The sequence below is a fragment of the Paenibacillus sp. 32O-W genome (genome assembly GCF_007679495.1).
Lineage (GTDB): Bacteria > Bacillota > Bacilli > Paenibacillales > NBRC-103111 > Paenibacillus_L > Paenibacillus_L residui.
The window spans coordinates 19,749-38,500 of record NZ_VEGP01000011.1; the positions used below are offsets into that span (position 1 = coordinate 19,749).

Consider the following 18,752-nt stretch of genomic DNA (forward strand, 5'->3'; position numbering starts at 1 on the left):
AAAAAAAACTTTACCCATGGGCATCATAGAGGAATTTCTTGCCGCAAAGCAATAAAGCTAAATCAATGCAGACAAGTAACGGATCAGCATCACCGCAATAATCCCGGTCACCACCGTACCAAGCAGGCTCCGGGTAAAATACGCCACGGCAAAAGCCGGCAGAGCGGCCAGCAGCCCGATCCACGACGGCGCCAAGGAGCCGCCGGACACCAGCAGCTCTTGAGCCAGCAAGGCGGACATGACCGCGATCGGAATATGCTGGAGCCAGCGCAGGCCCCATTCCGGCAGTTGTATGCGGCTCAGTACAACAAGCGGCAGCACCCTCGGCAGTAAGGTGACTGCCGATGCCCCGAGCAGCATCCATAGAAAACTCCATCTCACTTCCATTTCTCCACCCACACTCCTATACTTGCGGCAATCACAATGGCAATCAATACACCGGCGCTCTCGGACAGAAAGACCGATCCGGCCACCGCCACCACGACGGCGCTGATTGCAACGATGAGATCCAGCCCATATTTTTTGCGCTCGGTCAGTTGAAGCATGAACAGGCCGATGAACATGGCCGCCAAGGCGAAATCAAGCCCGTAGGCCTCCGGCGAAGCTATCCACTGCCCGAAGATTCCTCCCGCCAAATTGGCCAGCAGCCAGTTGAGATAGGCGGTCAGATTGAGTCCGAACATCCAGCGGTAGCTTCCCCTGGACCTCCCGGCCAGCTTGGTCACGGCGACGCCGAACGTTTCGTCCGTTAGCTGGGAGCCGATCACAACATTCTTCCATACGGGCAAATGGCGAAAATAGGGGGCCACCGCCGCACTCATGAGAAGATGGCGCAAATTGACAAAAAAGACAGTAAAAATAATGGCTGTGGCCGGGCTGCTCAAGGCAAGCATCCCGGCGGCGATGAACTGCGCCGATCCGGCATAAAGCAGCAGCGACATGAGGGCGATTTCCGCCAAGGATAAACCGGCCGTCTTCTCCAGCACACCGGCGGCAAATCCGATGCTTAAATAACCCAGCACCGTGGGTAGGCAATCCTTTACCCCTTGCATGAAGCTCTCCTCTTGACCGGCTGGATACCGCAAAAGAACTTCCTTTTTACTCATGGTTCCTCCATAGCTCTATTTTTCTATTTATTGATTAGCTCGTTTAAAATAATGCAACTGCTGCTCTGCAGGGGGAAAGCGGATAAAGCTGCTTTCTCACCCAATACAGGGCCTGCGCACAAATGATGGGGGATTAACCCGATCCAGCATAATGTTTGCCGCACTTTACTCCAAATCATTTAGCACGTCGGGCCTCCGCCCCGTCATCACGTGCACAAGATCGGGGTTATTGCGCCAGAGAGCATCCAGCCGCTCGGGACCGAAATGTGCCGTTACTTTTTCGATCATGATGTCATGTCGGATATATTCCGTCGCCACGAGGACGAGTACGGGATCATGGGTTTTTACCGCCCAGGAGGTAGATTGATCGCTAAAATTGGCGATGATGACCTCTTCCCCGTCCCGGGCCGCAATGGTGAGGTGCCCACCCGTCCGGTCGCGGACCACCTCGGGCGTCATGTAATCATGATGGAAAGTTGTTCCAATCGTCTCGTCCGGGGACCCGAACAGAACGGAGAAAACATGAACCCCTTCCCGCAGATGACGTTCCACTGCCGCCTGAATCATCGGAACCTGCGGCTCCCAAACCGAGAGCCATAGTTCTTTCTCAGTGCGTGCGATCATCTCTGTGATTTCATTCATGACCATCTCGTCGCTGCGGATGTGCCAGATCACGTCTATGTCCCGCTCCTGCTGCAGCATCGTCAACTCTTTCTCCAAATAGGAAAGCGATTCTTCGAACTGCTTTCTTAGCCGGTCTATTAACTCCTCCGCAGGCACCGGCGAATATTTAACCGGTTCGGAGGGCACCAGATGAACGGCCCCTTTGTCCATCAGCTTCCCCAGCACCTCGTAGATCATCGACCGGGGAACGCCGGAGCGCTTGCTGATTTCATATCCCGTAACCGGATGTGTCTTCAGCAATCCGACATAGGCCTTACACTCGTACGGCGAAAAGCCGAGCTTCTGCAGTTCTTTAAAAACAGCATCCATATTTCTCGCATCCCACCCTTTATTATTGCTCCTGCTTCCTCCGACCCGAACCTTCATTCCTTTAACCGGGTTATAGAAGTTATATTTATAGCTACTATAGTTTCGGCTGAAGAAAAACGGTTCATCTCCATGTGAACCGTTAATCATTTGTGAAGGTAGATTCGCGAGAATGTAACGCGCATGATTCCGGGCCGAAAACAACAGTTGTTATGTTACTAACAACTATAATTTGAAGACATTATGCCTGTCAAGATATACCGGTCATAATTCTGTTTGGTTTCGGAACAGAATGGTTTTCCTCCTATTCTTCCCCATGAAAAAGAACTCCTCCGGCCGATAAAGAAATGCCATTCATCCCATATCTCCTCCTTATTAACCGCTTAATAACAGGAGTGTACAGGAAATTTCCTTATAACAGAAATATATAAAACCAATATATTCAATAGGAAATATCTATAAAATTTAAACGAGATGCAGGGCGCTGGGCAAAATACTCCTTCCGGAGGCTCAGCGCCCGCTTCTCTGTCCACCCAGCGGGTGAAACGCTAGATATGCGGACTTCGCACCGTTTGCGAGTTGTCGGAGCTGTGGGCGTTTACTCTCTTATATCATATATAAATCCCGCATCATCCTTCCATCCGCATGGACCCAAACCATTTCCTGCAGATTGGCCGCAACATCTCCCGTTTCAAAATGAACGGCGACCTGCTTCTCACCCACGTTAAGATGAACCCGTTCCACTTTCGGCTCGGTTGGATACACATGAAGCACGCCGTCCTTTTCTTCGGCGCGGCAGTTCCACGTCCGCAAGCTTCCATGCTCGTCGTATGCCGCATATGCTTTGCCCAGCGCCACCTCGGCCAGGCATTTAAAATGCTCATGCACGTCGTTATCCTGCAGATTGGTCTCATGCCAATCCGAGATCATCCCGATGTACTGCTCGCCGATGACGAATTCCTGCGAAGGATATTTCAGCGTATGATGATGCCCTTCCTGCGCACGGCTCCGATCGCTTACCATCATCTGCTTGCTGATCTGCCTTGCCCGAACGTACGGGTCGGGAACAAACACCCATCTTAACGCTCCCAAATTCATGTCGACCATCTGCACGCAGTTGCCCAGCGCGTTCATCGTCTGCTCCAAATAGTACAGCTTGCCGGTCAGCAGATAAGCATACCAGGTGCTGTAGGTGCGCCAGGAAGTCCAGGCATGCGGCGAATTCAGCATATTCGGCTGGATGGCCACGTCATATTGCGATTCCCAGAACCGTCTGGTCGCCCCTCTTTGGCGTCCGTCCGGGATCAGAAGATTGGCCAGGCACTCATGTCCGTCCACCAGCTTCAGCGCCGCTTCCCGGTATACGGCACGCTCATTCTCCGGCTGCATCAGCGCAAATAACCCGAGCTGCAGCGCACTGCAGCTAATCATGCCGTCCTCATAAGTCAGCTCGCCTTCCGTATCGATGTCGCCGTCCGCCGCCGCCAGCTCATCCATCGCTCTGCGCACGGAAGCGGTATGCCGGACAAGCCGTTCACGCCATAGCGGATCATCGGCGGCCAAAGCTTGTTCCGCCAGGATCAGCTCCATCAGGCTCTTCGCCGGATAGATCACCGACGTATAATGTGTTTTCCCGGCGCGGTAGGAGCCGTCCGGGTGCTGTGCATGCCGTATGAGCCAATCCGCCAGATCAGAGGCTCTTTGCAGTACGGCTTCATCCCCTGTCGCTTCGTAGCGGTCGACCAGAATCCCCACCATGGAGCTTACGTTCTGGATTCTGTGCTTCACCAGCAGCGGTTCATGGCTTTCCATATCAAACATCAATGGGTAAATGGATTCCATAATTTGCTCCGTCCGTTCCAGCAGCTCCCGATCCGGAAAATACTGCTGTGACAAGTAGAGCGTATACAGCCCGTACCAGCTTTCGCAGTGCGACGTCGCTCTCGGCGGATAGACAAGCGCCGCCGCCCTCGCCTTGTCCATAAACCACAGCCAGTCGGGTCTGACGGAAACAATCGCTTCGCTCTGCTTGCCCGAGCTATTCTCCACATCGATCCGGATATGCCCCCGGGCCTCCCCTGCCTGGATCAACAGCTCATATTTATTCCCGCCGGCTGCTTCCGGCCGCACTGTCATCCGCTGCCCATCCGGCATCTGAATCCGCGCCGTGACGCTCTCGTCGGAATGAATAATCATGCGGGTGCTTTCACCTTTCGCCAGCGTCGTCCGTGCGATTTCCAGCATGGGAGCGGCACAGACCGGCGCAAGCGCCGGCAGCAGCCCATCCAGACGCTGAAGCGGAATCAGCCGGAGCGTCCATTCCTTCGTCTTGCCCGGAAGCAGTTGGAACTGCGTCTGCGGGTGGCGCTCAGGCAGGGGGCCTGCATGAAGGAAGTCAATCGTAAACGTTTCGACGCGGTGGCCGCCCCATTCCAGTTCCCCTTCCATGTAGCCGACGTTGTACTGCAGGCTCCAGGACGCTATCGGCTGCGGGCATGCAAGGGCGATAAGCGCCCCTTCCGGTCTCTTGCAGTAGCCCCAGAAATGCGTCCGCTCGCACCGCAGCAGCGTCGGGAAAAATTTATCGTTCCAATCCGGGAACTTCTCCATATAGGAATCGATTCCGGTCATCAGCCCCAGCGATTGCGGCTGCAGCGGAAGCCTTCCCGTATTGGTGACGGCCGCGCTAACCGCCAACTGCCCGTCTATACTGTGATAGCGCAGCGAAAATTCCAAAGCACCCGAGCTTCCCGCAAGAACCGCCTCATCCGTCTTCTGCGCATCAAGCGTTACGCCGATCACATGTTTTTCGCCGTTCCATTCCCCTACCCACGTGAAGCCGGCAAACGGCCCTTTTCTGAAATCAACATCGATCCAGCCTTCATCCGACAACAGCCGCATGCGATCCACCTGACCGTTCCGGTGCAGCGCAGCTTCCCAGCGGGGACCTCCGATCCGTATCAAAGCATCCTGTGCGGGTAATGACATGATTGACTTCCTCCTCTACCGGTTCTGGAATTGCAGTATCGCACTCCTATTCTTTTACCGAGCCCAGCATAATGCCATGAATGAAAAAACGCTGTAAAAACGGATACACCACCAGAATCGGCAGCATCGAAATTACGATTTTCGCCGCATTTAATGTTTTATTGGACAACTGTGCCATCTGGCGCAGCTCTTCCGTCGTCATGTTATCCGTGTTGATCTGCACCACCAACTGCTGAATGTAGGTTTGCAGCGGATAATTCTCCTGCTTGTTCATCAGGATAAGCCCGTCAAAAAACGAGTTCCAGTGACCCACGATACTAAACAGTGTGATGGTCGCAAGCACGGGCACCGACAGCGGCAAATAGATTTTGATCAACATATACCAGGGTCCGGCCCCGTCCATCATCCCGGCCTCATCCATATCCTTCGGGATGCTCCGGAAGTAGTTGACAAGCAAAATGACGTTGAACACCGGAACGGCCGTCGGCAGCACCAATGCCCAAATCGTATCCAGCAAGCCGTACGACTTGATCGTAACAAACCAGGGAATCAGCCCGCCGCTAAACAGCATCGTAAATACGATAAACCACATATACACATTGCGGAAGCGGAACTGCTCCGGTGTGCGGGACAGCGGATACGCCATCATGGCGCAGACGACAAAGTTGATGATCCCTCCCAGGAAAACCCGTTTGAGAGAAACGCCGAATGCCGTGAAGAAGGCCTGTTCCTGCAGGATTTTTTTGTAAGAGGAAAGCGTAAAATCCACCGGCCAGAAGGTAACCATGCCTGCAGCCACTGCGGCCTTGTCGCTAAAGGACACCGCAATCGTGTACCAGATCGGAAAGATACACAGCAGTGACGAAATGACCAATATAGCGATAATTATGGTATCCGCCGTACGCGACATCAACGTGACATTTCTAACCATAACGATCCGCCCCCTTAGAAAATGCGGTAGTTGGCGAATTTCGACGCCAGCACGTAGGAAAGGATGATAAGCACAAAGCTGATGACCGATTTCAGCAGGCCGACAGCCGTTGCCAGACCGTATTGAACCTGCAGCAGACCGGCGCGGTAAACGTAGGTGTCGATAATGTCGCCGGAATCGTATACGAGAGGATTGTACAAGTTGAAAATCTGGTCAAAACCGGCATTCAGCACATTGCCCAGGCTCAGCGTAGCCAGCAGGATGATCGTCGGCTTCAGGCTTGGCAGCGTAATATATCGCAGTTGTTGAAGCCGGCTGGCGCCGTCGATTGCGGCCGCTTCGTAAAGCGCCGGACTGATCCCTGTGAGCGCGGCCAAATAAACGATCGTCCCGAACCCGAACTCCTTCCATACATCACTGGCCACGACAATCCCCGGGAACCAGTTATTGCTGGCCATAAACATGATCGGTTCCATGCCGAAAACGGCCAAAAGCTGGTTGATCAATCCGTCCATGGACAGAAGGTCGGTAATAATGCCCGCCAAGATAACCCATGACAGAAAATGGGGCAGGTACACGATCGTCTGGACGCTGCGCTTAAACAGCACCGTTCTGACTTCATTCAGCAACAGCGCAAATAAGACAGGCACCGCCAAATTGGCCACAATTTTGAGCACGGCGATATAGATCGTGTTAAAAAAGATTTTGCGGCTGTCAGGCAGCTCGAACAAATAACGGAAGTTGTCCAGCCCGACCCATTCCGAACGCCAGAAGCCCAAATTCGGCTTGAAGTTCTGAAACGCGATCGTAACACCGAACATCGGTACGACGCTGAACAAGATCAGCAGCACGATCCCCGGCAGCAGCATCAGGTGATAATGAAGCGCAAACGGCTGTTTTTTCACTGGTCTCTCTCACCTCTCATCGATGATCGGAAAGGGCGGGGAAAGGCAGGCGGTCCTTTTGCTTTCCCGCGCCCGTATTGAACTACTCCCCAAGCGCATCCCGGACTTCTTTTGTAATTTGTTCGCCGCCCAGCTTCTTCCACTGCTCAACGAAGTTGTCAAACGCATCCAGCGGCTCTTTGCCCATAATGATCTTCAGGAATGTTTCTTTCTCCATCTTGTTGAGGGTGGCGTTCTTCAGCTCCATCGTTTTGGTTATGGAAGTAAACAGATTCTCCTCGGGCTTGAGCGGACCATGCAAAGGGTCGCTTCCAACCGTGTAGGCGTAAAACGGCTGCCATGCCCCCAAATCCTTGGCCGGATCAAAATCCGCGGCCTTGGCTTTCGCATAGATTTCCTGCATTTCAGGAATCATATCCTCCGGCTTGGCTTTGCCTTCCAGCACATCTCTGAGCATATCGTGCTTACGCGTAACCGTGTCTGCATTTTCAATAACAAGCCGCATTGGCCAATATCCCGGATTCACCCGGTTATCCAGTTTTTTCGCATCCGGATCTATTCCCCTCTCGGCGGCCACCGTCGTATTCACGGCGATCATCACCGCTTCCGGATGCTTGATCCCTTTTTTGACCACCACGAAGGAATTGCTGACCGGAACGGTATGCGTTCTGAAATTTCCCTCGGCATCCAGCGGTGCGGCCAGCGCGATCCAATTGGATTTCGGATCGTTTTTCACTGCGTCGCCAAGCGGCCCCCAAGGCATCCACCACGGGCCAAAAAACATGCCGGCCTTGCCGCCTGCAGTCAGCTCGAAAGCTTCCTTCCGAAGCGCAAATTCCTGATCGATCAGCCCTGCGGCATACCAATCTCTCAGCTTGGCCAGGGCATCTTTCACCTCGGGTTGGATCGAGCCGTAGGTGATCTGACCTTCTTTATCTTTTATCCAGTAGGTCGGATAAGCCCCGAAATAGCTGAAGATCGAAGCAAACCCGTTATTCCCGAAAATAAGATCCGTAGGCGAACCTGGCAGTCCGACCGTATCGGCCTTGCCGTTGCCGTCAGGGTCCTTTTCGATAAAGGCGTTGGCAACAGCCTCAATGTCCTCCATCGTTTTCGGCTCCTGCAGCCCCAGCTTATCCAGCCAGTCTTTGCGCACCCACAGAAAATACGGAGCGTCGCCCTGAGGCACGATATTCGGAATCGCCATCAGCTTGCCGTCGAACGTTGCTTTCTCCAGCGCCTTGCCTTCCGTTGTAGCATAAAAGTCCTTAACCTGAGGCGATGCATATTTGTCATAGACTGCGGTCATATCCTCCAATTGGTCCGCTTCCACCATTTGCCGCAGCTCTTTCTCGCCGACGACCATCACGTCCGGAATATCGTTGCTGGCAATGGCCACTTGAACCTTCTGGGTGAACGGATCGCCGCTTTTGGCGGTGAGCGTGTAATCAAATTTAATGTTGGTCTTGTCGAAAATATAGCGGGTGAACTGGTTGTTATCTACGGTGTCCTCTGCCGGAAGGGTCTTGTCCTCCGGATTCAGCGGCTTGGCAATCGTGAGCGTTACAGGCTCGGGGAATTTATAGAATGGGTCCGCCGGCGTCTTTGCTTCTTCTGTTGTGGAAGCCCCCTGATCTTTTGCCCCGCATCCGCTTGCGAGCAGCACGGTACTTGCCAGAACTACAGTCATCCATTTTTTCACGAAAACTCCCCCTGTCTCATAATTGTTTGCGCTTACAACTCCCTTGGCGCAAAGCCGGCGGAAGTCGTAAGCCTTACCATTATTGTAGCTTCCGCCGGAGTTGCGGGAGTTTCATTTCGTCGTCAGATCAGGCCTCATTTCTTATGCTAAAATCTTTCCTTCTGGCTTTCCCCTGAATCTTTCAATCATTTGTGTACCTGCTTGCGGATCATTTGCAGACCCCAATCGGCAAATCATCGGCTATGGGGAGCCGCCGGCTGCCGTCAGGCCGCCCTACTTGCTTGACCGATAGGCGCTGGGAAGCATCCCGGTTTTGTCCTTGAAGACACGGCTGAAATATTTTTCATTCGGATATCCGGTCTGTGTCGCGATCCAATAAATCGGCTTGTCGGTGTCTCGCAGCAGCTTCTTGGCCCAATCGATCCGGGCCCGGCGGACATATTCATTGAAGGATACGCCAACAATATCCCGGAAGCACTGGCTCAAATAGCTTTGGCTCAAATTGACTTCCCCGGCCACCTCCCGCAGCGTGATCTCCCTGCTCAAGTCCTGATGGATGATCTGGGCCGCTTTCCAGACACAAGAGATGACTTCCTGAGAGTAGGAGGGTTTAAATAAGTAGGATGCAAGCTCCTGCCGCAAGCCTTCCAGCCACCTCTTCCAGGTCTGCCAGGACAGTTCTTGGCGCGGGGCCGTCCAGGTTTCTGCCGAAACGACACGTTCCCAGCGGGTAGAGGCCATTATAAACAAAGTCCCCAACTGTCGCGGGGGCAGCTTCATCGCTTCGAGCGTAGCCAAGTTTTCTTCATACTGCCGATCATGAATCACCCACTGCAAGCTGGACCAGACTTCCTGAAGCGCCTGTTCTTCTTCGAGGGAGACCGGCCTTCGGCCCGTCGTCTCCTGCAGCTGCTGAAAGCTCCTTGTCCATACCTGCGGAGCATCAGGGTTCCATTCATAAAACATAAAGCGCTCCCTGTACTCCTGAAGCGTACGGATCACCTGGCTGCCGCCCCCGGAGCCGATGCCGTCAAGAAGCATGGCGACCCCGCCGCAAAGAAAAGGATCTTTGAGTAAGAGAGCCTTACATTCCTCCGTCCATTCTCCTTCCTCACAGGGCAGAAACCAAATCCCCGGAGCGCTTTCCTCCACAGGCTTGCCGAGGTAGACCGGACTGCACATCTGTCTGTCCCCATCGATACAAGCCGCCAGCCATACAATCGCCCGATCCGGGGCCGCTTTTTCATTTTCCGCCCAGGCCCGCGCCTGCTGCTTCATTTCATATTTGATGCGCTGCTCGATTCTGCTCAGCACCTCTTCCATTTTGTCCTGCTGCAGCTCCGTTTTGGCAATATAATCGATCGCCCCAAGCCGAAGCGCTTCCTGTATATATTCAAAATCCTGATGAAACGTCAAAATAACCGTCCAAACGCGCGGATAAAGCTGCCTTACCGTTCGGATCAACTCGATCCCGCTCATCCTTGGCATGGAAAGATCGGTAATCAAGAGATCCACTTCCCGGTTGCTTAAAAACGCAAGCGCATCCTCCCCATTTCCCGCTTCCCCGATAACCTGCATTCCGAACTGCTCCCAAGGCATCAATGATATAAAACCTTTCCGCACAAGCCTGTCATCCTCAACAATCAATACGCGCATAAGCTACTCCCCTTTCCCGGTTGTTGACGACGGAATCGTAATGATAATGCTTGTCCCTTCCCCGCTGCGGCTTTGAATGTCTATTCCGGCGGATTTGCCGTATTGGTATTTCAGCGTCCGGATGACGTAGGGCATACCGATTCCCATCCCGCGTCGTTTATGGGCCGAATCGTCCCCCTGCAAAAGCCGCTCTGCCTCTTCCGGAGACATGCCCGCCCCGTTATCGCTCACTTCAATCCGGATATGCCGCCCCTCCTGGCTAATATCAACCCGAATCAAGCCGTCATCGGCGATACCGTGATACAAGGCATTTTCCACCAGCGGCTGCAGCATAAACCGCGGAATGCGAATCTCAAGCTGTTCTTCCGGAACCGATATGCGAATATCAAAATGGAACTGATATCTGATCTCCTGAAGCGCGATATAATCCTTCAGCGCTTCCAATTCCTCGCGGATCGTGGCCGTCTCGCCTTTGCCCAGATTATAATGGAGCACGCGGTTCAGGGTGGATATCAAGTGGTCGATATCCTCCTGCCCGTTTAACCTTGCCTGCCAACGGATCGTGTCAAGCGTATTGTGGACGAAATGCGGGTTGATCTGGGAAATCATCTTTTCCACTTCAAGCCGCGATTCATTCCTTTCATTTTCCTTGATATCCTCGATCAATTGAATGACGGTCCCCTTCATTTCATGAAAACACCGGAGCGAATAGTCAAACTCATCCGTTCCCGTTAATTGGAGTTTCCCTTGCGACTGGTTCTGCATCATCAAGCGGATTTCACGGTTAAGCCGGGTAAGCGGCCGCATGACGATTCTCCAAATCAACCAGGCGAAGCCTAAACTGACGAATAAAGATACTACAGCTACCAGTCCAAACTGCATAAACCAATTCAAAATTTCATGCTTATAAGATTTCATCGGGATGACGGCTACAACCCGCCAGCCCTGATTGCTTGCTTCTTCAAACACATATTGGTTTCCATAAACGGAACGGCCGCTTCCTTCCTCTTTCGGATCCAGCTTCATTCCCACCGGAAAAGCCGACGGTTTCTCGCTGTACGCAATCCGGTTGTCCGTATCCACAATGAGGTGGTATACCTCCATGCCGTACTGCATTTTATTAAACACGGTGTCGACCAGGCGGTTATCGGTTTCCATATAGATGTACAATTCCTCAAGATCCGGATAATCGATTTTACGCGTGATGGACATGACCTTCCGGTCAAATTGCGCATTCAGCGTCTGGTGCGGCCCGTAATAAGTCATGTCCTGCAGCTTCGTAAATACCGGCAGCGCGTCGGGGTCGATTCCTTCTCTCACCTGCAAATTGGGAAATAAAATCCAGTTTGTCCCCTGCACGTAATAGAACATCAGCCCTATATTGGGGTTGGTCGATGTCAGCAGATTCATTTCGGTTTCGATTTTTCCTGCCAGACTCTTGCGGTCATACGGATGATCATTAGACATATAGGCGTAAATGTCCTTGCCCACGCGCCCATCAAAAGCAAGATTCTGGGAAGCGTAGTTGAGATTGCCGAGTACATTTTCCAGAGACACCCGGACCTGCTGCAAATTGCTGAGGATTCCGTTCGTAATTTTATTCTCCAATATGGTATGCATGGACGTATAAGAAATGATGCCGATTAAAAGCAAGGGAATAAACGTGCTGAGCAGAAGTACGTTAACAAGCTTCCGTTTCAGGGAAGTAGGGATAATCATCCGGCGCAAGCGCCGCTGGAATGAAGACAGCCTGTCCATCTCGCAACAGCCCTTCCAATAGGTTTGTAAAGGTTTTCAAAAACAGCCAAACTGATTTCCTAAATTATAAAGTTATTTCCTGCCTCAGCCTAGCCTTGGTGTCACACAAATTTTGAAACCGGCATAACCTTATCTGGATAAAAGCAATCCCCCGAATTCGTTCCGAGGAATGTTACGAAGCGCTGAAGCATGCTAAACAGCACCTTCAGCGGGATATCTTTCCCCGCCAAGAAGGTGCTGTTTGCCACCGAATGATGTTCGCCTGAATGATGTTCGCCTGATCGATTATACGGAACGAAAAATAAGCGATCTGGAAGCCGAAAACGGCTGCTGCCTGAGGCAGTCCGATGTTGGTACTGAGCGTATATTACATTATAACCTCACCTAAGAAGTGAACCGTTAGCCTAACCCTTACCCTTGCTTGCGCCCCGATCTGAACATGAGGAAGAACAGATACGGCGCCCCAAGCAATGCGGTGACAATTCCGGACGGAATGTCCCTCGGAATGAGAATGACCCGGCCGATCCAATCCGCAGCGGCCAGCAGGACGGCACCCAGCAGCGCCGAGAGGACCATCGAGCGGCGGTGGTTGGAGCCGGCCAGCATGCGGGCCGCATGAGGAGCGAGCAGGCCGATAAAGCTGACCGTGCCGACAGCCGAGGCGGCAATGGACGCGAGCAGAACGGCGATCACGGAAGCGAGCAGCCGGGTATGGCGAACCTTCAGGCCGAGCCCGATCGAGCTCTCGTCGCGGAAGGCGAGCAGATCCACTTTGCGGCCGAGCCACCAGCCGAGCGGCAGCAGAACGGCGAGCGTCGGAGCCAGGCGGCCGATCTCGGCCCAGCCCCGGCCATAGGTGCTGCCGGCCATCCAGGCGAGCGCCGGTGCGGCGGTCATCTTGGCCTGAATGATCAGAATCTGGATCATGGACGAGCCCGCCGCGGCTACCGCTATGCCGACGAGCGTCAGGATGACCGGGTTAAGCCCCCGCCTCCAGGAGACCGCATAGACGATGGCCGAGGCGGCGATGCCGCCAACCACGGCTCCGACCGGCATCCAGCCGTGGAGCTGCGGCGCGGCGATCAGCACCAGGATCGCCCCGACCCCGGCGCCGCTCGTGACGCCGACGATTTGCGGGTCGGCAAGCGGATTGCGGACCGCGCTCTGCATCAGGCTGCCGCTGACCGCCAGGGCAACTCCGGCCAGACCGGCGGTCAGCAATCGGGGCAGGCGCAGCTCCAACAGAATTTGCCGGGTGAAGTCTTCCCCGCGCCCCGTCAGCACTGCGAACACATCGGATACGAGAATGTGCAGCGTCCCGCTCGTCAAGCTGCCGATCCAGACAACGGCCAGCAGCCCGCTGAGCAGCACAATCCACACGGGATAAGATATCCCCGGCTGCCATGCGCCCATCCGGATGGATTGGCCGGCACCGGAGCCGGAGCCTCCCCCGGCTCCCCGCGATACCCGCAGCGCCAGCCAGATGAGCCAGGGGGCGCCAACCGCGGCGGTGACCGCCCCTGCGGGCAGCTCTCCGTAGGCGTTCACGAAGGTGCGGGCTATCGTATCCGAGCCGACCAGAATGGCCGCGCCCCAGACGGCGCTGACCGGGATCAGCCAGGCATGCCGCACCATACCGGAGAGGCGGACCAAATGCGGGGCCAGCAATCCGACGAAGCCGATGGGGCCCACGACGCTGACGCTGACGCAGGCCGCCAATATCGCCATGGCCATGGCCAGAAGCCTCGTCTTTCCAACCTTCTGCCCCAATGATTTTGCCGTTTCTTCATGGAAGGACAGCAAATCCAACTGCCGCGCAGCCAAACTGACGGCAACGATTCCCCCGATGATCCAGGGCCAGCTGAAGAGAACCCCGCTCCAGTCGTTCTGCTTCAACGAGCCTGAACCCCATAGAAACAGGCCCTGCGCCGTTTCTTGATTAAACAGGAGAAGGGCGCTGGTGAGCGAAGAGAACACCAGGGTGACGATCATTCCGGACAACGCAATGCGGATTGGAGTTCCCTGACGCCCACCGGCCATTATATAAACGACCAGCGCCGCGCAAGCACCTCCCAATACAGCGAAGGGAAGCGGGTACGTATGCAGCAGTGCCGGCCAGAATATCGTGCCAAGCACTACAACGAAGTAAGCCCCCGCGTTGACCCCCAGCGTCGTTTCGGAGGCGAGCGGATTCCGCGTTACCGTCTGCATGAGTGCGCCGGAGACGGCAAGCGCCGCCCCCGCCAATATTCCCATCACCGTTCGCGGAAGCCTGACCCCGCGAATCAGGTGGTGATCCGATATATCCTGCGGGAACAACAGCGCTTGGATAACGGAACTCAGCGAGATCTCGGCAAGCCCTTGCGTCAGACTGACGAACGCGATCAACCCTAGAACCACCAAGCCTCCGGCCAGCATCCAGAGCCCTTTCCATGCCCCGGCCTTCCCCTCTCTTAGTGCGAAAGCGGGCTTCGGGCCGGCGTCCCGGGCCATATCTCTTCCGGCCGACATCATTTCGTTAACAATTCGGCGGTTTTTTCAGCCATAATTTGTGCGGACAACGGTCCTCCATACGGCCACATGTCTCCGCCGAGAGCGTAGATTCGGTTTTCCTTGACGAAGTCAAGGCCATTCCATACCGGATTATTCTTCAACTGATTGTCAATGACATTGTCGGTTTCTTGGATGATATGCAGGAAGTTGGCTTCCTGCAGAGCCGGCAGCGCCTCGACATCCGTGAGCGTAAACCCGTACGCCTCGAATTTCGCGGGCTTATACGCATTGGTCAACCCGATATGCTCCAATATTTTGACAGCGGTGGAGTTATCCGTAGATAAACGAAAATCGACCGAGTTCTGGTTGCTGTATGCCATGGCGAGCACAAAAGGCCGCTGATCCATGCCTTTCGCCACGATTTTGGATTTGGCCTCTTCATAGGTCCGGTTCAGATCATTCAGAACCTTGTCCGCCTCCTCCTTTTTCCCGAGCACATCCGCAATTTCCTTGAATGTATCGATCATCACCGAATACTGATCCCCCTGGCCTTCCGCCGGATACGGCTCATAGACAAGAGTGGGAGCAATGCTGCTTAATTCCGCATAGTTTGTTTCCACATTTCTCTTCAATCCGAGAATAAGATCCGGCTTTAATGCCATAATCGCTTCCAGATTGGGAGCCAGACGATCTCCTACATCCACAACTTCCGGAGCAATCTCTACTGGAAGACGTACCCATTTCTTCATATTCTGAATATCCGCAATGCCGACCGGCTGGATGCCCAGCGCCAGCACATCTTCCGCGACGCTCCACTCCAGCGCAACCACTCGCTTGGGTGTACCTGTGACGGGTGTTTCACCCAATGCATGTTTAATGATTCGGACCCCGCCATCGGCTGAACCGGCTTCCGGAGAGGCTGCCGGACTCTGATTCGGAGAAGTTGCCGGTGCCTGTCCCGACGGCTGGCTGCAGGCGGCCGCTAACAGCAGCAGGCTGAGAATAATGACTGTTTTTGGCCATTTAAGAAAACGCATAATTTTATCCCCCAGTATAAGTGTTGTGAAACCGCTGCGGTCCGACTCACAGCTTAGCAGGTCACCGCAGTCCGGATAAAGTTTTTTTGCTAGTTGGTAAATAAGTGCTTGATCAGCTCGCGGTTTCGCTGTTTGAACAGCTCGTTATGCGAAGAAACCATCCCGTACGCCTTCGCCTCCGGGGAGATATACTGCTTCGCTTTGTTAACCGCGTTCGCGGCATCCTGGAAGGCACCTGCTATCAAATGCAGCTTCCCTGCATGATGCAGAATATCGCCGGCGGCATAGATGCCTTCCACCGAAGTTTCGCTCATCGGGCTCCCGGCTATGTAGTATTCATTTTCCATCGCCAGCTTCACTTCGCTGTTCTTAAGCAACCCGTTGTCGCGTTCATATCCGTGATTAATAATGACTTCATCTACCGCCAGCTCGAGCTTCGTCCCATCTTCAACGTGGTTCAGCACAACGGTACCGATCGTTTCGTGATCCGGTGCGGCCACCAGCCTGTCAATCGTCGTATTCAGCAGACAATGGACGGAGCTGTTCAGGAGCCGGGATACTTCGGCTTCATGGCCTTTCAGCATATCTTGCCGATAGGTTAAATAGACTTTCTTAGCGATGGGCTCCAATTCGTTGGCCCAATCCACAGCCGCATTGCCCCCGCCCGAAATTAGAACGGTCTTCCCCCGAAAACGGGCCAGAGATTTCACCGTATAATGCAAATTCGTGACCTCGAATCGTTCCGCCCCTTCAATATTTAACTTTGTCGGTTGTAAAATGCCTCCCCCAATGGCGAGAATAACCGTGCGCGAAGCATGCTTTCCCCCGGATGCCGTGTGCAGGATGAAGTGCCCGCTTTCGTCTTTGGAGATGGATATGACTTTCTCGCCAAGCACCACCTCCGGGCCGAAGGTCAGACCTTGCGCCACCATCTGCTCGATGAGCTGCGCGCCGGTCACCGGGGTCAGACCGCCGACATCCCAGATCATTTTCTCCGGATAAACATGCACCTTCCCACCAAGAAAAGGCTGAAATTCAATGATTTTCGTGCTCATCTCCCGCAATCCGCTGTAAAAAGCCGAGAACAGCCCCGCAGGCCCGCCCCCGATAATCGTTACGTCAAACACAGGGTATGTCTCCATCTTTCCGTCTCCTCTTGTTCCAATTTGTTAGCCTTCAATGCTGCCAAGTGATGCAAAGCTGCCCGCCTTATTTTTTTTGCAAATGATACTCATTCTCAATAGATTTCGGAATTATCGCCGTCCTCATAATACGGACAGCGTATTTAGCGTCTTGTTGGAATCAAATATGTAGGCTGGATTAGCTTCTTCTCGCGATTAAGGATTTTTATGCAAATTATGGTCCGGGTTGGCCCGAGCCGCTCCTTAAGCGGACGCTTCTTTGCGTTCCGCCTGCACATACGGCTGCTCATGATGGCCGCCGCCCTCTATCGATGCCAGCTCAAAAGGCAGGCAAAGCGGTACTCCCGTCCTCGGATCCGGAATGATGTCCGCTTCGATGCCGAACACTTCCCTTAGCACTTCCTGCGTCATCACTTCTTCCGGAGCTCCTTCGCTCACAATGCTTCCCTGCTTGATGGCAACCATATGGTGGGCGAATCGGGTGGCATGATTGAGATCGTGAACCACCATGACGATCGTTCGGTCCTGCTCTTCATTGAGACGCTGCAGGAGTTTAAGCACTTCCAATTGATGTGCCATATCGAGGAACGTCGTCGGTTCGTCCAGGAACAGCATATCCGTTCCCTGCGCAAGCGCCATGGCTATCCAGGCCCGCTGTCGCTGGCCCCCGGACAACTGATCCACAGGCCGATCACTGAAGGCGTTCATTCCGGTCACTTGAACCGCCCAGCGAATGATTTCCTTATCCTCTTTCGTAAGCGAGCCGAATCCCTTTTGGTGTGGAAACCGGCCGTAGGATATCAACTCGGATACCGTTAAGCCATCCGGTGCCACCGGATTTTGGGGCAGAATCGCAAGCTGTTTGGCGACGTCTTTGGTAGGCTGGCTGTGAATCGACTTGCCATCCAGATATACAGTTCCCCCATTTGGCTTCATGATTCGCACCATTGTTTTCAGAATCGTCGATTTTCCCGATCCATTCGCTCCGACCAGCGCGGTTATTTTCCCCTCGGGAATGGACAGGTTCAAGTTCTCCACAATCACCCGGTCGGAATAACCGATCGTCAGTTGTTCGGTGTATAAACGTTTCATGGCCACACTCTCCTTGTCAAGCTTCGCAATACAGGCGGACCAGCTTATCTAATTGATAATGATTATCATTATTGATTATTACCATATGCTGCTATCCTTGTCAACAGATCCAGACAATAATTAGCATAAATTTTTTACAGAATATAAGCCGCAAGCAAACAAAAAAACCTGACCTTGTCGTCAGGTTCGTCTTAAATCGTTTGTTCACTAAACAATTTTCTCCGATTCTGTGGAGATTGCAGGTTTCTTATTCCGTTGATTGACGAAATCCGTCTTCATGTTCGGTCACCGTTTCCTGGCCCAGGCTGTTTAAAGCCTTCCAGCAGGAGAGAAATAACCGTCATCGTCTCTTCCAACGGCTGCCCTTCTTCCGGCATTTGCGCCATCCAGAGGGCGGCTTCGTTCATGGCCCCCGAGAGCGCATGGGTTAAAGCCTCGATAGATACAGGCTTCAGGTAGCCCTGCTGCTGCATCCATTGAAGCTGGTCGCGGAGCAGCCGCATAGAGTTCTGCTCATCCATCCTGCGCCAAGCATCCCAGCCAAGGACAGCGGGCCCGTCTATAAGCATTATTCGTTTGTTATGGGGTTCGACAGCAGCCGCAACAAAAGCGCGGCAGCCAAAAATCAACTGCTCCCACACATCCTCGCTCCTGGCTGCCTCTGATTCCACGCGCTCCGCGACTTCGCTTTGCACCGCTTCCAGCACTGCCAGAAATAATCCTTTCTTATTGCCGAAATGATGATAAAGCGCCCCGCGTGTCAGCTTCGCTTCCCGGACAATGTCCTCCAGAGCCGAATCCGTATATCCATATATTGTAAAGTGCTTCCTGGCCGTTTCAATCAGCTTGTGAATCGTTGCATTGGTTTCTTCCTTGTTTCTTCTCACTGTTCCATCTTTCTCCTGTTTATTTGTTTATTTCTTCCACCATCTCTTCGTCCTTGGGATATAGA

General features: G+C 53.6%; 14 protein-coding genes. All 14 read right to left on the bottom strand.

The features are described 5' to 3' along the window. Nucleotides 1-57: 57 nt before the first annotated feature. Nucleotides 58-387: an AzlD domain-containing protein gene (locus tag FS806_RS06630; protein ID WP_144933800.1), complete on the bottom strand. Its 330-nt coding sequence runs from the start codon at nucleotides 385-387 to the stop codon at nucleotides 58-60. Continuing rightward, on the bottom strand, nucleotides 378-1,106 hold the full coding sequence (locus FS806_RS06635) for an AzlC family ABC transporter permease (RefSeq protein ID WP_144933801.1): 729 nt from the start codon (nucleotides 1,104-1,106) through the stop codon (nucleotides 378-380). The genes FS806_RS06630 and FS806_RS06635 overlap by 10 nt, the downstream gene beginning before the upstream one ends. Nucleotides 1,107-1,271: 165 nt before the next feature. Continuing rightward, nucleotides 1,272-2,099: a TrmB family transcriptional regulator gene (locus FS806_RS06640; protein ID WP_144933802.1), complete on the bottom strand. Its 828-nt coding sequence runs from the start codon at nucleotides 2,097-2,099 to the stop codon at nucleotides 1,272-1,274. Between the two features lie 603 nt (nucleotides 2,100-2,702). Then, complete coding sequence (locus FS806_RS06645) at nucleotides 2,703-5,084, bottom strand: hypothetical protein (RefSeq protein ID WP_144933803.1); 2,382 nt, start codon at nucleotides 5,082-5,084, stop codon at nucleotides 2,703-2,705. A 46-nt stretch (nucleotides 5,085-5,130) separates the two neighbouring features. After that, complete coding sequence (locus FS806_RS06650; protein ID WP_144933804.1) at nucleotides 5,131-6,015, bottom strand: carbohydrate ABC transporter permease; 885 nt, start codon at nucleotides 6,013-6,015, stop codon at nucleotides 5,131-5,133. Between the two features lie 14 nt (nucleotides 6,016-6,029). Continuing rightward, nucleotides 6,030-6,920, bottom strand: a complete 891-nt coding sequence (locus FS806_RS06655) for an ABC transporter permease (protein ID WP_225312817.1) — start codon at nucleotides 6,918-6,920, stop codon at nucleotides 6,030-6,032. An 82-nt stretch (nucleotides 6,921-7,002) separates the two neighbouring features. Beyond that, a complete protein-coding gene (locus tag FS806_RS06660; protein ID WP_260982005.1) occupies nucleotides 7,003-8,622 on the bottom strand; it encodes an extracellular solute-binding protein in 1,620 nt (539 codons plus the stop codon). A 273-nt stretch (nucleotides 8,623-8,895) separates the two neighbouring features. Then, nucleotides 8,896-10,278 (bottom strand): response regulator transcription factor, encoded by a 1,383-nt coding sequence (locus tag FS806_RS06665; RefSeq protein WP_144933805.1) that lies wholly within the window; start codon nucleotides 10,276-10,278, stop codon nucleotides 8,896-8,898. Between the two features lie 3 nt (nucleotides 10,279-10,281). Continuing rightward, nucleotides 10,282-11,997 carry a sensor histidine kinase gene (locus tag FS806_RS06670; RefSeq protein ID WP_222126600.1) on the bottom strand — a complete coding sequence of 572 codons (1,716 nt, stop codon included), beginning with the start codon at nucleotides 11,995-11,997 and terminating at the stop codon, nucleotides 10,282-10,284. Between the two features lie 450 nt (nucleotides 11,998-12,447). After that, entirely contained in the window at nucleotides 12,448-14,547 is a 2,100-nt protein-coding gene (fhuB, locus tag FS806_RS06675) for a Fe(3+)-hydroxamate ABC transporter permease FhuB (protein WP_370451796.1), read from the bottom strand. Beyond that, nucleotides 14,547-15,566: an ABC transporter substrate-binding protein gene (locus FS806_RS06680; RefSeq protein ID WP_144933807.1), complete on the bottom strand. Its 1,020-nt coding sequence runs from the start codon at nucleotides 15,564-15,566 to the stop codon at nucleotides 14,547-14,549. Before FS806_RS06680 ends, fhuB begins: the two co-directional genes overlap by 1 nt. 89 nt (nucleotides 15,567-15,655) lie before the next feature. After that, nucleotides 15,656-16,708, bottom strand: coding sequence for an NAD(P)/FAD-dependent oxidoreductase (locus tag FS806_RS06685; RefSeq protein ID WP_144933808.1), 1,053 nt, complete (start codon nucleotides 16,706-16,708; stop codon nucleotides 15,656-15,658). A 243-nt stretch (nucleotides 16,709-16,951) separates the two neighbouring features. Next, nucleotides 16,952-17,800 (bottom strand): ABC transporter ATP-binding protein, encoded by an 849-nt coding sequence (locus FS806_RS06690; RefSeq protein ID WP_144933809.1) that lies wholly within the window; start codon nucleotides 17,798-17,800, stop codon nucleotides 16,952-16,954. Nucleotides 17,801-18,075: 275 nt separating this feature from the next. After that, nucleotides 18,076-18,687, bottom strand: a complete 612-nt coding sequence (locus FS806_RS06695; RefSeq protein WP_144933810.1) for a TetR/AcrR family transcriptional regulator — start codon at nucleotides 18,685-18,687, stop codon at nucleotides 18,076-18,078. Nucleotides 18,688-18,752: the final 65 nt, after the last annotated feature.